Source organism: Bradyrhizobium sp. 521_C7_N1_3 (assembly GCF_052075975.1).
Lineage (GTDB): Bacteria > Pseudomonadota > Alphaproteobacteria > Rhizobiales > Xanthobacteraceae > Bradyrhizobium > Bradyrhizobium japonicum.
Window position 1 is genome coordinate 7,490,324 of the sequence record NZ_CP197232.1, and the last position, 14,642, is coordinate 7,504,965.

Here is a 14,642-nt window from a genome sequence, read left to right on the forward strand (position 1 = left end):
CCCGGGCATGACGAGTTCGTGGCGCGAGCACCGCACACGCAAAATGCGGCGGACGTTGCCGTCCGCCGCATTTGCCCCCTGACGCTCCGCTTCCTTCGATGCGCCCGCGGAGCTTATTTCTTCAGCGCGAACACCCAGATCACGCCGCCCTGCGGCACATTGGATTCGATGCCGATATTGTTGGTCGCGAGCGCATCCTGGATGCGCTGCGCGTCGACGCCCCATCCGGACTGGATCGCGATGTATTGCGTGCCGTCGATTTCATAGGACGACGGCATGCCCATGATGCCGGAATTGGTCTTCTGCTCCCACAGCAGCTCGCCGGTCTTGGCATTGAAGGCACGGAAGTTGCGGTCGTTGGTGCCGCCGACGAAGACGAGATCGCCCGCGGTCGCCGTCACCGAGCCGAACAACTGCGACTTCGGGAAATTGTGCTGCCACACCTTCTTGCCGGTGACGGGATCCCAGGCCTGGAGCTCGCCGAAATGATCGGCGCCAGGCTTGGTCTTCAGGCCGATGTCTTCCGGCTTGGTGCCGAGCCAGAGCTCGCCGGGCTTGAGCGGAAGCTTCTCGCCGGTAAAGCCGCCGCAGAAATTCTCGTTGGCGGGTACGTAGACGAGGCCTGTCTTCTGGCTGTAGGCCGCCGACGGCCAGTCCTTGCCGCCCCACAGCGACGGACAGAACTCGACGCGCTTGCCGACGGTCGGCTTGTGATCGGGATCGACGATCGGCCGTCCACTCTCGGCATCGATGCCCTTCCAGACGTCGGTGGAGACGAACGGCCAGCCGGCGACATAGTTGATCTTGGTCGGCGTGCGCTCCAGCACCCAGAAGATCGCGTCACGGCCGGGATGGACCAGGCTCTTGATGTTGCGCCCATTGCGTTGCAGGTCGATCAGCATCGGCGCTTCGACCTCGTCCCAGTCCCAGGAATCGTTCTGGTGATACTGGTGATAGGTCTTGATCTTGCCGTTGCTGGGATCGAGCGCGAGCACCGACGAGGTGTAGAGATTGTCGCCGGGGTGCATCTCGCCGGGCCACGGCGCTGCGTTGCCGACGCCCCAATAGATCGTCTTGGTCTCCTTGTCGTAATTGCCGGTCATCCAGGCCGAGCCGCCGCCGTTCTTCCAGTCGTCGCCCTGCCAGGTGTCGTGACCGGGCTCGCCTTCGCCCGGAATGGTGTAGGTCCGCCACAGCTCCTTGCCGTCCTTGGCATCGTAGGCGGCGACATAGCCGCGCACGCCGAACTCGCCGCCGGAGCCGCCGACGATGACCTTGCCGTCGATGATCAGCGGCATCAGGGTCATGTACTGGCCCTTCTTGTAATCCTGCACCTTGGTGTCCCACACCACCTTGCCGGTCTTGGCGTCGAGTGCCACGACATGGTCGTCGGTGGTGGCGAGATAGAGCTTGTCCTCCCAGAGGCCGACACCACGGCTGGTCGGATGCAACTGGAACAGATCGTCGGGGAGCTGCCGCTTGTAGCGCCAGTACTCGTCGCCGGTCTTCGCGTTCAGCGCGATCACCTGGCCCATCGGGGTCGCCACGAACATCACGCCGTTGTTGACGATCGGCGGCGCCTCGTGGCCTTCGACCACGCCGGTGGCGAACGTCCAGACCGGCGTGAGATTCTTGACGTTCGAGGTGTTGATCTGATCGAGCGGGCTATAACCCTGCCCGTCATAGGTGCGCCGATAGAGCATCCAGTTGCTGGGCTCCGGATTTTCCAGCCGCTGCGCGGTGACGGGAGAATAATTCTCGATCGGGCCGGCGCCGGCGGCGGTCGAGGCAAGACACGTGAAGGCGACGAAGCCGGACAGTAACCATTGCTTCCTGGTCATGGAAGTTTTCATGGACGTTCCCCTTTTTCATCCGTTTGAATTCTTGCTTTGAATTCTTGTCGTTCGTCCCGTCGTCCGCCCCTCGGCGGATGCGGCCTCTCGTGACGCGGGCATAACCCGCACCGTCCATCATCCTGGCTGCACGCCACCTACCTTTCCGATGAAGTTGCCGGCGACGCTGAGCGAACCGTCAGCGAGCGCGAGCGGCAGCGCGGCAAGCCGCCGCGGCGCCGGCCCGAACACGACCTGCGCGCCCTCGCGGGGATCGTATTCGGAGTTGTGACACATGCACTTGAACACATCCTTGTCGCCCACATCGCTCTTGACCCAGGCGGTGACGGGACAGCCGGCATGCGAGCAGATCGCCGAATAGGCCAGGATGCCGTCGACGGCACGCGCGCGGGTCTTCTCGTCGAGCTCGGCAGGATCGAGTCTGATGATCAGGATTTCGTTGAGGCGCGAGGCGCTGCGCACCACCGACGTGTTGGGATCCTTCGGCCACGCATGGACCGGCGGTCCACCGGCCGGGAGATCGGCCGCGGTGATGAGCTTTCCCTCCTGGTCGCCTTCGGAGAAGACGAGGAGATCACCCTTCTGCGGACGTTCATCGGAGCCTGGCGGATCCTCGCCCGCGCGCGCCTGCGTGGAACAACCGAGGCAGGCGGTCGTGGCGAGCGCGCCAAGCAGCAGCGTTCGCCGCGTCTGTTCTGCGCCCGCGTCGACGTCAGGTTCCGCGGTGCTCTCGGACGATGAGGGAGTGGTGTTGAATGATGCGCGCGACATGCACGTTAGCAGGCGCTGGAACTCTGCCGAAAAAAAGGCGGAGAATTGGCGCCGCAGCGCATCAATATGTCTTTGCTCGCTTTGGTTGAACGCAAATGAATGCGTTCCAGCGCATATTTGCAATTGCAACGTCGCGTCGCGCGATCGGCATGATGATTTTGCAGATCAGACCGATGATACCGGAATTGGTGCAACGCGTTATTGGCCGCGCAGCACAACCTCGAAGCGACACAACTGCACGTTTTACAGGCAGATTTGCTGTCGTCAGGACCGGAGCACGTGACGCGGCGCGGCGATACGGCCGGCGATGGTCGCCGACGCCATCTCAAAACTGTCGGCGATGCGACGCGCCTTGTCGATGAAGAGCGCGGCCGCCGGCGGCGGACAGACCTCGCGCGCGGTCTGCTCGAACAGATCGAGCCAGCGGTCGAAATGATCGCCGATCAGGCTGAGCGGCACATGGGCCCGCATCGGCGAACCATGATAGCGACCGCTCATCAGCACGACCGACGACCAGAATTCCCTGAGCTTGGCGAGATGCTCGTCCCAATTCTGCACGATCGCAAAGACCGGCCCCAGCAGCGCATCCTCGCGCACGCGTCCGTAGAAGCGGGTGACGAGCTCCCCGATCATCTCCTCGGTGATCCCGGTGCGCTCGATCGCATCCTGGGTCAGCAGGTTCCGCCGCGCGGCCGCCGCCTCGCGCTCGGCCTTCAATCGATCCGACATGTCCTTCGTCCATTTCTTCCCCTCTCCCCTTGTGGGAGAGGGTGGCTCGCCGCAAAGCGGCGAGACGGGTGAGGGGTTCTCTCCACGCACTCATCAATCATTTGAGTTTGCGGAACCAACCCCTCATCCGGCGCTTCGCGCCACCTTCTCCCCAAGGGGAGAAGGAAGGGCGCCATCCATGATGGGCCGAAGCGCCGCGACCGTCTTTGTCGCAGCGCAATACGGGATCAGGCACCGTAAGTGTAGAAGCCCTGCCCGGTCTTGCGGCCGAGATGGCCGGCGTCGACCATTTCCTTGAGCAAGGGGGCCGGACGGTATTTGGGGTCGTTGAAGCCCTTATAGAAGACCTCCATCACCGAAAGCATGGTGTCGAGCCCGACGAGATCGGCGAGCGCCAGCGGCCCGATCGGATGGTTGCAGCCGAGCTTCATGCCGGCATCGATCTCCTCGGCGGTCGCGATCCCTTCCTGGAGCGCAAAGATCGCCTCGTTGATCATCGGGCACAGGATGCGGTTGACCGCGAAGCCGGGGCTGTTCTTGGCCGTGATCGCCACCTTGCCGACCCGCTTGGCGAAATCCAGCGCCTTGGCGTGGGTGTCGTCGGAGGTCTGCAGGCCGCGGATGAGTTCCAGCAGCGCCATCACCGGCACCGGGTTGAAGAAGTGCATGCCGATGAAACGATCGGGGCGATCGGTTGCGGCGGCAAGCTTCGTGATCGAGATCGAGGAGGTGTTGGTCGCGAGCAGCGTGCGCGGCGACAGCGTGGCGCAGAGGTCCTTCAGGATCTTGACCTTGAGCTCCTCGTTCTCGGTCGCGGCCTCGATGACGAGGTCGCAATCGGCGAGCTTCGCGCGGTCGGTGGTGCCGGTGATGCGCTTGAGAGTCGCGTCGCGATCGGCCGCGGACATCTTCTCCTTCTTGACCAGACGCTCGAGGCTGCCGCCGACGGTCGACAGCCCGCGGTTCACCGCCGCATCGGAGATGTCGACCATCACGACCGAGAGCCCGGCCGCGGCACAGATCTGCGCGATGCCGTTCCCCATGGTCCCTGCCCCGATGATGCCAACCGTGTTGATCATTGCCTCGTATCCTTCATCCTTGCGGGCGTGCCAGACGGCCCGGCCCCATTGTTCCTGCATCAGGGTCTAGCACCGCCGCCGGGCGGGTGCGACCTGATCCTGTCCCCTCCTTAAAGCATCCAAGGCGGGAATAAAGCCGCCTTTCGGTCGCGAAAGGGCATGATTTGGCAGTCTAGCAGGCGGTTTTCCCGAATTCGCACGTGCTCGACCCCCGGCGCTTTGCAGCGAGGGACGGCTGAGCCCGGCCGGTTCGGACCATCTTGATCTACATCAATCGGACGATGCGGTGCTCGCTAACGGTATGGTGTAGTTGATGCGCAATGGCCAGTGCGAATGCTTCGCGACGCTATTGTGACATAACCCACATCAGCCTCGTGCCCCACCTGTTAGCGTCGCGCACATGACAAAACATACTGCACTTCCCATCATCCTCACCGCTCTGCTCGTCGCCACGCAAGGCCTGGCAGCCGAGACCAAAGAGCCGGCTCAACCTTCGTTTCGCCCGTAATGGCGAAATGGATCGACGCATACAAGACGAAGACCGGCAACACCGTCAGCTATCAAGCGGTCGGCTCGAGCATCGGCGTCGGCCTGATCAAGAAAGAGGCCGTCGACTTCGGCGCAAGCGACATGCCGCTTGATCCCAGGGAGCTAAACAGGCTCGGCCTGATGCAATTCCCGATCGTGATCGGGGGCGTCGTGCCGGTCGTCAATATCGATGGGGTCAAGCCCGGCCAGATCCGCTTCACCGGCCAGATGCTCGCCGACATCTATCTCGGCAAGCTGAGATCATGGAACGATCCGGCCATTCGCGCGATCAACCCCGATATCAGGCTGCCGAGCACTGCGATCACGGTGGTTCATCGCACCGACGGATCCGGGACGACGTTCAACTGGTCTAACTACCTCTCCAAGGTCAGCCCGCAGTGGAAGACGAGCGTGGGCGAAGGCACCACGGTCGAATGGCCGCTTGGTCTCGGCGGCAAGGGCAATGACGGCGTCGCCTCGCTCGTCAGCCTCGTTGCCGGCTCGATCGGCTATCTCGAATACACTTACGCGCTGCAACGGCTGGATAGAATCTCGTTTGGCGTCGTGCAGAACAGCGCCGGCAATTTCGTCGTCCCCGACGCCGCATCGTTCCAGGCGGCGGCCTCGAGCGCGGACTGGAAGGCGGAGAAGGATTTCCATCTCGTGCTGACCAATGCGCCCGGCGAAGACGCCTACCCCATCACGGCCACGACCTTCGTGCTGATGCCGAAGGCGCCGAAATCCGAGGAACGATCGGTAGCGGCCATCGACTTCATGCGCTGGTCGCTGGAGAACGGAAAGACGCAGGCCGAGACGCTCAATTACGTGCCGCTGCCGGCCGCCCTGGTCGACCAGATCGAGCGCTACTGGCAACAGAGCCTTGAGGTAGCGCCCGCGGTCTCGGCATCGGCCAACGCCAAGCGCTGAGGCGCGGAGGTCCGACCATCATCCCGAGATCGGGAGCGAACAGCCTCGATCTCGATTGACATCCGCTTATTATTTCCATAATCGTTGAAATATGGAAAAGACAGACGCCGTCGCGGCGCTCGCCGCGCTTGCACAGGACAACCGCCTCGACGTCTTCCGCCTGCTGGTGCAGGCCGGCCCGGACGGCATGTCCGCCGGCACGATCGCCGAGACGCTTGATATCGCCCCCAACACGCTGACCTTTCACTTCGACCGGCTGAGGATGGCGGGACTTGCAACGGTCCGGCGCGAGGGCCGCTCGATGATCTATGCGGCGCGGTTCGAGACCATGAACGCGCTCGTCGGTTTCCTGACCGAGAATTGCTGCGGCGGGACATCCTGCGCTCCGGCCAATCCTGCGAAACCCGCGCGAAAGCGCGGCAAAGTACCAGCCTGAGAGGACAGACCATGAAGCGCCTGCACGTTCACGTGTCCGTCGAGGATATTCCCCACGCGATCGGGTTCTACTCGGCCTTGTTCGCCAGCCAGCCATCGGTCGTGAAATCCGACTATGCCAAGTGGATGCTCGACGACCCCCGCATGAATTTCGCGATCTCGACGCGTGGCCGCGCGGCCGGCCTCGACCATCTCGGCATCCAGGTCGAGACCGGCGAGGAACTGCAAGAGGTTTATGCGCGGCTGCGCCAGGCCGGCGGCAACGTCATCGAGCAGGGGCAGACCACCTGCTGCTATGCCAAGTCGGAGAAATCCTGGATCGACGATCCCGCCGGCATCGCCTGGGAGACCTTTTACACTTCGGGCGAGAGCACCGATTACGGCGACGGCAGCGGCGAGAACCGGGCGCGAGTCGCTCACGAGAAGCAGGAGACCCAGTCGGCCTGCTGTGCGCCGCAGGTGACGCCAACCGCCTCGCGGGCCTGCAGCTGAGCACGAGGACTACCGTCATGGACGCGATCATCTACCACAATCCCGAGTGCGGCACGTCGCGCAACACGCTGGCGATGATCCGGAATGCCGGCATCGAGCCGCACGTCATCGAATATCTGAAGACACCGCCATCGCGGGCGCTGCTGCGGCAGCTCATCGCGCGCATGGGTATCTCGGTGCGCGAGGCGGTTCGCGAAAAGGCCGCGCCCTATGCGGAGCTCGGGCTCGACAACCCGGCGCTGACCGACGAGCAACTGCTCGACGCGATGCTGGCACATCCGATCCTGATCAACCGGCCGATCGTGGTGACGCCGGAAGGCGTCAGGCTTTGCCGGCCCTCCGAACGCGTGCTCGATCTGCTGCCGGCACAGCAAGGCGAATTCGTCAAAGAGGACGGCGAGCGCGTGCGGCTGGACCGCGGCGCCTGATGCCGGGCCTTGCACGGCGCGCCTTCGCAGAGTGGCTTGGGACGGCGTTCCTGCTTGCCACCGTCGTCGGCTCGGGGATCATGGCCCAGAAGCTCTCCGGCGGAAACGTCGCGATGGCGCTGCTGTGCAACACCATCGCCACGGGGGCGATCCTCGTGGTGCTGATCCTGATGTTCGCTCCGATATCGGGAGCGCATTTGAATCCGGTCGTGACGCTGGCATTCACCTTGCGCGGCGAAACCGGATGGACCGACGCTGCCGCCTACCTCGTCGCTCAGATCGCCGGTGCGATCGCAGGCGTCGGGATCGCGCACATGATGTTCGAGCTCCCGGTCCTGCAGCTCTCGCTCACAGAACGCACCGGTGCCGGACAATGGCTTGCCGAGGCGGTGGCCACGTTTGGCCTGCTGGCGACGATCCTTGGCGTCGGCTGTCGGACACCCACCGCCGTTCCCTATGCCGTCGGCCTCTATATCACCTCGGCGTACTGGTTCACGTCGTCCACGTCATTCGCAAACCCCGCGGTCACCATCGCCCGCTCGCTGTCCGATACCTTCGCGGGTATCGCCCCGCACGACATCCCGGCTTTCATCGCCGCTCAATTCATCGGGGCCGGTCTTGCCGTTCTGCTCGGGCGCTGGCTTTGGGGCGGAGCCACCGAAGAGCGAAGCACGGCCCAGATCACGTCCCGGAAGCCTGCATAACGCCGCACCCACGTTCATTTTTGGGATGAATCGCGTTTTCAAATCGCTCCTGCCCGGTATTCTGTCGTTGAACAAGACTCGCAGGGACCAGTTCGTGAAGCGATTGCGCGGCCACGACATCGACGAACCGGAGGCATTCTGCCCGACGCCGCAGCGTCCCGCCGGATGAACGATTTCGCGCAATCCATCGGCGCCGCGCTCACGCTGATCGGCGAGGCCGATGCCGAACTGCTCGGCATCGTCGCGCTGTCGGTGCGTGTCAGCCTGACCGCCGGCATCGTTGCGCTGCTGATCGGCGCGCCGTTCGGGGCGCTGCTCGCGATCACCCGATTTCGCGGACGGCAGGTCGTCATCGTGCTGACCAATGCGCTGCTCGGCCTTCCGCCGGTCGTGGTCGGGCTTGCGCTCTATCTTCTGCTGTCGCGGTCCGGCCCGCTTGGAGCGGCCGGACTGTTATTCACGCCGACCGCGATGGTGATCGCGCAGACCCTGCTCGCGACCCCGATCGTGGTCGCGTTGGTGCACCGCCCGGCGAGCCTGCTTTGGGCCGAGTATGGCGACCTCGCGCGGATCGACGGACTATCGACGCTGCGTAGCATCGGCCTGCTGTTCGCGCTCGGCCGAACATCGCTGCTGACGGCCTTTCTCGCGGCTTTCGGACGCGCGATCGCCGAGGTCGGCGCCATCATCATCGTCGGTGGCAACATCCGCGGCTTCACGCGCACGATGACGACGGCGATCGCACTGGAGACGAGCAAGGGCGACCTGCCGCTGGCACTCGGGCTCGGGCTGATCCTGCTCGCGCTCAGCGTGGCCGTGTCGACCGTCGCCTTCCTGCTAGTGGGACGCGTTGGGGAAAAATAGCTGCTCGCCGCCGACCTTGTAGCCGGCGATCGCATCCTGCCCCTTCGGCGAAACCAGCCAGTCGATGAAGGCCTGTCCGTCCTTCGCCTTCACGTTCGCATGCTTGGCCGGCTTCACCAGCATGACGCCATACTGGTTGAACAGCCGCTTGTCGCCCTCGGTCAGGACGGCAAGCTCGCCCCGGTTCTTGAACGAAAGCCAGGTGCCGCGGTCCGACAGAAGATAGGCGTTCGACGACGAGGCCATGTTCAGCGCAGGGCCCATGCCCTGCCCGATCTCGCGATACCAGCTGTCCTTGCCGACGCCGATATCGACGCCCGCCTCCTTCCACAATCTCAGCTCCGCCGCATGCGTGCCGGACTTGTCGCCGCGCGAGATGAATGGCGCCTTCGCCGCCGCGATCTTGCGCAGCGCATCCGCGACGTCCTTGCCGCCGGCGATCCTTGCTGGATCGCTCTTCGGACCGACAATGATGAAGTCATTGTACATCACGTCGAAGCGCTTCACGCCCTGCCCCTCGGACATGAACTTGTCCTCCGCCGGCCTGTCATGGACGAACACCACGTCGGCATCGCCGCGCCGCCCGATATCGAGGGCTTGGCCGGTGCCGACGGCAACGACCTTCACCTCGATGCCCTCCGCCTTCGAGAATAACGGCAGCAGGTAACCAAACAGGCCCGACTGTTCCGTCGACGTCGTCGAGGCCACGGTGATGGTGCGATCCTGCGCGAATGTGCATGTCGACCAGACCAGAGCCGCTGCGATGGCGGCAAGCTTTCTCATTGCGTTGTCCTCACTCCCCAGACATTTGAACTTATGCGGGAAGGATGACGCAGGGAAGTCCGACGTTCGGCGCAGGATCAGCGGCCGGGGCAGTACCGCATGACGTTGCGGCCCTGCGGGTCCGGCTCCTTCATCCACTGCTCTTGCCAGGCAACCCAAAGCTTGTCGTCGGAGCTTCAGGACGACCGCAGCCTTTCGATGATGGCCGTCACCTCGTTCAGCTGGGCTTTGGCCGTGGCCAGCAGATCGAGCAGATCGCGCGCCGACTGGGCTGATCCGCCAGCGGCGGCCTGATCGATCACGCTCAAGCCGTCGGTGAGACGCGAGATGATTTGCACGAGTTCATCGCGGCGCGCCTCGAGGTCCGCAAGCGTTGCGTCAAAGCGCTCGTCGAGCCGGGCGCCTTGCAACGAGCGGATCGGAACGATCCTGTCGTCGGGAGGATCGGACATGCGCGTGCTTTGCGTTGCTGTCCCGCCCATCCTAGGCGCGACCGCCCGCAACCCGGCGGTGGTGCATTGTCGCATCCGACACGGCAGTCGCGTTGCCCTTTCCCGCGCGGTGGGCGCACGGATGTTCTGCAATTGGTCCCACCTACATTGACATCGATGTGACGGCCGGGGCAGTTTTTTGCATTGCTGGCGAATCAGCGATTGCCTCACGCCGAGTATCTCTTGGACAACTCCCTGTGCTTTCGAGACTGATATCGTTGCTGCGCCGCATTCCCGCGGTGAAATGGGCGTTCACCCGGCTCAGGCCCTTGCCTCACGGCGGCAGCATCGATGTCGCGCCGATCGCGGCAAGCGATTCGCCCGCAACCGTTGCCGACATCGCAGAAGCTGTTCCGGCTCCCGACAGCATCAGCACGAGCCCGCAGCGCAGTGACAGCGAGATCGCCGTTGCGGCTCCGGTCGCCGAAGAGGGCGCCGCTATCTCTGTCATCCCGGAGAGCCCGTCCGCAGCGCCAACTGATATCAGCGTCGCCGATAATTCATCCTTGGAAGCGCCGACAGAGGTCGAGTCGGTCGTCGTCGAAGAGGTTTCGGTCTCGTCAGTCGAGGTGGAGAGCGCGGCCGTTGATGCTCCTGAGCTCGACAGCAGCGATCCGCCCGCGGAGCCTGAGACCAGCGTCGCACCTGTCGTCGTAGAAGAGACACCGGTCCCCGTTGTCGAGATCGAGAGCGAGCCGGTCGTTGCACCCAAGCTCGTCGGCAGCGACCTGCCCGCGAAACTCCCGGTGAACGCTGAACCCGTCATCGTTGAAGAGGTCCGGCTATCGCCTGTCGAGGCCGAGAGCCGGCAGGCCGACGTTTCCGAGCCAGTCATCTGCAGCGATCCATCTCCCGAGCACCCGACCGAGGTGGAGCTCGTCGTCGCAGAGGAGACGCTGGTCTCGTCTATCGACATCGAGATCGCTCCGGTTGATGCCCCCGTTCTCACCGTCAACGATGACACCTCCTCTGACGTCGCTGATGCTGAGCCGGCTGTCGTGGAGGGCCCGTGCGTCGCGCTTGAAGACAGCGACGTCTCGGCGGAGGAGGTCTCTGAGAGCGGCATCGACAGCGCTGCCTTCCCTGTCGTCGCAATGGAGATCGAGCCGGTCCCGGTTAACGATCCCGCCCCGGTCGCACCGATCGCCGCGGAGGATTTCTCTGCCGACACAGCAAGCGTCGTCACGCATGTCGCGACGGAGCCGGCCCTCGAGTCTCCCGCGCCGGTGATCCCCAGCGCGCCGAAGACGCGCGCAAAGGTCGTGGAACCCGTCGACCGCGCCACGTTGATCCGTCAGCGCTGGACGGAGACCGGGATCAGGATGTGGAATCCGCGGCTTCACGGCGCCGGCGATGCCACGCTGAACATCCAGGGCCGCGTCGAGCTGCTACCGCCCGCGCCCGGCGAGACCATGCCACGTTACGACAAGCTCGAATTCAGGATGCTGGGCGGGCAGATCGTCTGCGAGGGCGTCGTCGTCGAGGCGCCCCCGTCGGCGGGTCAGCGCAGCTTTACCCGGCTCGCCGAGCCGCGTAACGCCGACCGCACCCGCGAACCGGTACGGGAGCGCCAGGCCGCTCTCGCCTGACCCTTGTCCTCTGCGACCATGCCCGCCATATGCTAGGCTGACGCCCTGGACATGGGAGGCCGCATGCCAGCAAGATCATTGCGCCTGGTCGCGATCGCCGCCCTCTGCATCTCGCAAGGGGCCTTTGCGGCGTCCGGCAAACGCTCGCACCATGTGCCCGCCACCGATCCGGCCGCGCCCTACAAGGCCGACCGGCTCTCGACCTCGCGCGGCCAGACGATCCTCAACACGCCGGGCCAGACCACCGTGCTGACGCGTCAGATCCTCGACGACATGAACGCGACGACCCTCCGGGACGCCATGCGCTCGACCGCCGGCGTGACGATCGGGATCGGGCGCTAGACTTCGCGCGGCTTCGCCTTCAGGGGACCGGATAGCCCTTCCAGACCCACTCCAGCGCCGACGGCAGCGTTTGTGCGATCGTCGGCCGGTCGACGTGCTTGGCGTTGCGCACGAACAGGAACTGGTAGTGGTAGCCCTTCTCCGCCAGCACCTTCGCCATCAGCGCGTTCGACAGGGTCCAGTCGTGCATGCCGTCGGGAATGGTGGGGTTCGGATAGAACAGGTCCTGGTCGCCGCCGAAGAACCAGAAGCGGATCGGCTTCGTCGGTGCGGCGACGATCAGCGGGACGCCGGGCGGCTCGGCCGGCGTGAGCACGCCGGCCTTTGATATGAGGTTGGGACCGGCCGGCCCCGTCCAAGCGCTGTGATACTCCCAGGCGCCGCCACGCAGCGACGGATCGTGCGGCCATTGCTGGTTGACCATCGTCGGCGAGAAGGCCAGCACGCGGTGATAGAGATCAGGATAGAACCACGCCATGGTGAAGGCCGCAGCCCCGCTCGAGCTCAGCCCCATGGTCGCGCGCCCGTCCGGATTTCCGGTCAGCTTGACGTCGGCGTTCTTTTCGACCAGCGGCAGCACCTCGCGTTCGACGAATTGCGCATACGCGCCTGACACCGCGTCATATTCGCGGCCGCGCTGGCTGCCCTGCGCATCCTGGCCGCCATTGCCGATCTGGATCGCGATCATCGGCGGCACGCGACGCTGCGCAATCAGATTATCGAGCGTCGTGGCGAGGTCCTTGTAGGCGTTGGAGCCGCCGTCGCCGACCACGATGAACGGCGCCTCGGTGCCGCGCACATATTGCGCCGGCACGTAGACGTCGATCGTGCGCGACCAGATTCCAGGATGGCTGGTGGTGACGATCATGTGCGACTTGTCATCCGGCGCGGTGACGGTCGTCATGATCGAGGAATTGGTACAGCCGGCGACGTCGTCGCGGATCAGGCCGGGATTGTAGATCGTGCTCTCCTTCGACGTCAGCGTGAAGGATTTTGTCGTGCCGCGTGGTACGCCCTCCTTCGCAATCGTCTCCGGCGCTGGATTGTGGGTGGGCCCGATGATGAAATTGCCCTCGGCGCCCGGCGGCGGCAGCGTTCCGTCGGGCAGCTCGGTCGCGCGCGGATAGTTGGGGTTCGAGGGATCACGCGTCGGCGGCGCCGTCTTGAAATCGAGGCCCGTCGTGTCGATGAAGAACGGTGCCGCCTTGTCGGTGGTGTTGGCCCCTGGCGGCACGGCCATGTTCTGGGTGACGCAGGCCGGCTGCGACAGCGCAATTGAAGTGAAGGAGACGAGGGAAATCAGCGTCCCCGCGAGGACGGCGAATGAATTGGTCATTTCAGCTCCCGGTGCCGACAAGTCTTTGGCTCGCCTTGACGCAAAGTATGGCGGGCCGCCTGCGTGCGGTCAAACAGCAAGCGGCCGCATTCCGGCGATAGCCGCCATGCTCAAACCGAACGGCGACCGCTATTCCGTGCATGCCCATGAATTCTCGAGGCCGTTGCTGCCGCAGCTCGCACGACGTAGCTTGCGCGCCGGCCGTGCCGCGCAACAGGCGCGCACGGTCAAAACGAACAAGAACACTTCGGGAGGCAACCTATGAAGAAGCTCGCGGCCGCGCTGTGTGCGCTGGCGTTCCTCGCAACCGGCGCACAGGCGCAGACCATCAAGGATTTTCTGGCAGCGGTCATGCAGAAATGGACGGCGCCATTCGATCCGTTCCAGCTCATCGGCAACATCTATTATGTCGGAACCGACGGCATTGCCGTCTATGTCATCAAGACATCGCAGGGCCTGATCCTGATGGACACCGCGATGCCCCAGTCGACCGGCATGATCGAGGACAACATCGCGAAGCTCGGCCTCAAGGTCGCCGACATCAAGATCATCCTCAACACGCATGCGCATCTCGACCACACCGGCGGCTTCGCGGAGATCAAGAAGGAGACCGGCGCACAGCTCGTTGCCGGTGAGCGCGACAAGCCGCTGCTCGAAGGCGGCTACTATCCAGGCGACGAGAAGAACGAGGACCTCACCTTCCCCGCGGTGAAGGTCGACCGCACGGTGAAGGAAGGCGACAAGGTCACGCTCGGCGACACCACGCTGACGGCGCATGCAACGCCCGGCCACTCGCCGGGCTGCACGAGCTGGGAGATGACCGTCAAGGACGGTGGCCAGGACCGCGAGGTGCTGTTCTTCTGCAGCGGCACGGTGGCGCTGAACCGACTGGTCGGCCAGCCGACCTATGCCGGCATCGTTGATGATTACCGCGCGACCTTCGCCAAGGCCAAGGCAATGAAGATCGACGTGCTGCTCGGACCGCATCCGGAAGTCTATGGCATGCAGGCCAAGCGTGCGGAGATGCAGGACGGCGCACCGAACCCGTTCGTGAAGCCGGGCGAGCTCGCAACCTACGCAACCAGCCTGTCGGAGGATTTCGACAAGCAACTCGCCAAGCAGACCGCGGCATTGGAGAAGAAATAACGGCCGCTTGCCCTCTCTTCACCTCTCCTCCCGCGGGGAGAGGTGAAGCGCGCGCGTCGGCTAACCGCGCAGCCATGCGCCGTCGCCGACGTGAAAAGCCAAGATCTCCCATGGTTAGCAGATCGTAGCTGCGGGTGGCCGCGGG

Annotated in this window: 17 protein-coding genes; 10 read left to right on the top strand and 7 right to left on the bottom strand. The window is 64.3% G+C overall.

What is annotated here, in order from left to right; all coding sequences use genetic code 11:
- Nucleotides 1-113: 113 nt before the first annotated feature.
- From AB7008_RS35360 to AB7008_RS35375, 4 genes are all read right to left on the bottom strand, one after another.
- Nucleotides 114-1,841, bottom strand: a complete 1,728-nt coding sequence (locus AB7008_RS35360) for a methanol/ethanol family PQQ-dependent dehydrogenase (protein ID WP_014493609.1) — start codon at nt 1,839-1,841, stop codon at nt 114-116.
- Nucleotides 1,842-1,970: 129 nt separating this feature from the next.
- Nucleotides 1,971-2,624, bottom strand: coding sequence for a ubiquinol-cytochrome c reductase iron-sulfur subunit (locus AB7008_RS35365; protein ID WP_304490773.1), 654 nt, complete (start codon nt 2,622-2,624; stop codon nt 1,971-1,973).
- A 264-nt stretch (nt 2,625-2,888) separates the two neighbouring features.
- Entirely contained in the window at nt 2,889-3,353 is a 465-nt protein-coding gene (locus AB7008_RS35370; protein ID WP_304490774.1) for a group III truncated hemoglobin, read from the bottom strand.
- 227 nt (nt 3,354-3,580) lie between these two features.
- Nucleotides 3,581-4,492 (bottom strand): 3-hydroxybutyryl-CoA dehydrogenase, encoded by a 912-nt coding sequence (locus AB7008_RS35375; protein ID WP_441260286.1) that lies wholly within the window; start codon nt 4,490-4,492, stop codon nt 3,581-3,583.
- A 447-nt stretch (nt 4,493-4,939) separates the two neighbouring features.
- On the opposite strand from AB7008_RS35375, the gene pstS reads away from it, so the two are divergent.
- The 6 genes from pstS to AB7008_RS35405 all read left to right on the top strand — a co-directional run bounded on the left by pstS (nt 4,940) and on the right by AB7008_RS35405 (nt 8,810).
- Entirely contained in the window at nt 4,940-5,887 is a 948-nt protein-coding gene (pstS, locus tag AB7008_RS35380) for a phosphate ABC transporter substrate-binding protein PstS (protein ID WP_441260287.1), read from the top strand.
- A gap of 91 nt (nt 5,888-5,978) precedes the next feature.
- On the top strand, nt 5,979-6,323 hold the full coding sequence (locus AB7008_RS35385) for an ArsR/SmtB family transcription factor (RefSeq protein WP_304490776.1): 345 nt from the start codon (nt 5,979-5,981) through the stop codon (nt 6,321-6,323).
- Nucleotides 6,324-6,334: 11 nt separating this feature from the next.
- Nucleotides 6,335-6,814 carry an ArsI/CadI family heavy metal resistance metalloenzyme gene (locus AB7008_RS35390; protein WP_441260288.1) on the top strand — a complete coding sequence of 160 codons (480 nt, stop codon included), beginning with the start codon at nt 6,335-6,337 and terminating at the stop codon, nt 6,812-6,814.
- Nucleotides 6,815-6,831: 17 nt separating this feature from the next.
- The gene (gene arsC / locus AB7008_RS35395) at nt 6,832-7,242 is read left to right on the top strand and encodes an arsenate reductase (glutaredoxin) (RefSeq protein ID WP_304490777.1); all 411 of its coding nucleotides are present in this window, start codon (nt 6,832-6,834) and stop codon (nt 7,240-7,242) included.
- Nucleotides 7,242-7,946 carry an aquaporin gene (locus AB7008_RS35400; protein ID WP_441260289.1) on the top strand — a complete coding sequence of 235 codons (705 nt, stop codon included), beginning with the start codon at nt 7,242-7,244 and terminating at the stop codon, nt 7,944-7,946. The genes arsC and AB7008_RS35400 overlap by 1 nt, the downstream gene beginning before the upstream one ends.
- Nucleotides 7,947-8,111: 165 nt before the next feature.
- A complete protein-coding gene (locus tag AB7008_RS35405) occupies nt 8,112-8,810 on the top strand; it encodes an ABC transporter permease (RefSeq protein ID WP_041959018.1) in 699 nt (232 codons plus the stop codon).
- Here the strand turns inward: AB7008_RS35405 and AB7008_RS35410 are convergent.
- Together AB7008_RS35410 and AB7008_RS35415 are read right to left on the bottom strand one after the other, a co-directional pair.
- On the bottom strand, nt 8,784-9,593 hold the full coding sequence (locus tag AB7008_RS35410) for an extracellular solute-binding protein (protein WP_441260290.1): 810 nt from the start codon (nt 9,591-9,593) through the stop codon (nt 8,784-8,786). The genes AB7008_RS35405 and AB7008_RS35410 overlap by 27 nt on opposite strands.
- A gap of 176 nt (nt 9,594-9,769) precedes the next feature.
- Nucleotides 9,770-10,177, bottom strand: a complete 408-nt coding sequence (locus tag AB7008_RS35415; protein ID WP_441260291.1) for a hypothetical protein — start codon at nt 10,175-10,177, stop codon at nt 9,770-9,772.
- Nucleotides 10,178-10,302: 125 nt separating this feature from the next.
- On the opposite strand from AB7008_RS35415, the gene AB7008_RS35420 reads away from it, so the two are divergent.
- Both AB7008_RS35420 and AB7008_RS35425 read left to right on the top strand, forming a co-directional pair.
- Nucleotides 10,303-11,673, top strand: coding sequence for a hypothetical protein (locus AB7008_RS35420; protein ID WP_304494240.1), 1,371 nt, complete (start codon nt 10,303-10,305; stop codon nt 11,671-11,673).
- Between the two features lie 63 nt (nt 11,674-11,736).
- Nucleotides 11,737-12,015, top strand: a complete 279-nt coding sequence (locus tag AB7008_RS35425) for a Plug domain-containing protein (RefSeq protein WP_304490781.1) — start codon at nt 11,737-11,739, stop codon at nt 12,013-12,015.
- 19 nt (nt 12,016-12,034) lie between these two features.
- Here the strand turns inward: AB7008_RS35425 and AB7008_RS35430 are convergent, their stop codons facing one another.
- The gene (locus AB7008_RS35430; protein WP_304490782.1) at nt 12,035-13,351 is read right to left on the bottom strand and encodes an alpha/beta hydrolase; all 1,317 of its coding nucleotides are present in this window, start codon (nt 13,349-13,351) and stop codon (nt 12,035-12,037) included.
- A gap of 106 nt (nt 13,352-13,457) precedes the next feature.
- Here AB7008_RS35430 and AB7008_RS35435 point away from each other — a divergent pair, with 106 nt between their 5' ends.
- The gene (locus AB7008_RS35435) at nt 13,458-13,616 is read left to right on the top strand and encodes a hypothetical protein (protein WP_160300692.1); all 159 of its coding nucleotides are present in this window, start codon (nt 13,458-13,460) and stop codon (nt 13,614-13,616) included.
- Nucleotides 13,613-14,497: a BJP family subclass B3 metallo-beta-lactamase gene (gene blaBJP, locus AB7008_RS35440; protein WP_304490783.1), complete on the top strand. Its 885-nt coding sequence runs from the start codon at nt 13,613-13,615 to the stop codon at nt 14,495-14,497. The genes AB7008_RS35435 and blaBJP overlap by 4 nt, the downstream gene beginning before the upstream one ends.
- Nucleotides 14,498-14,642: the final 145 nt, after the last annotated feature.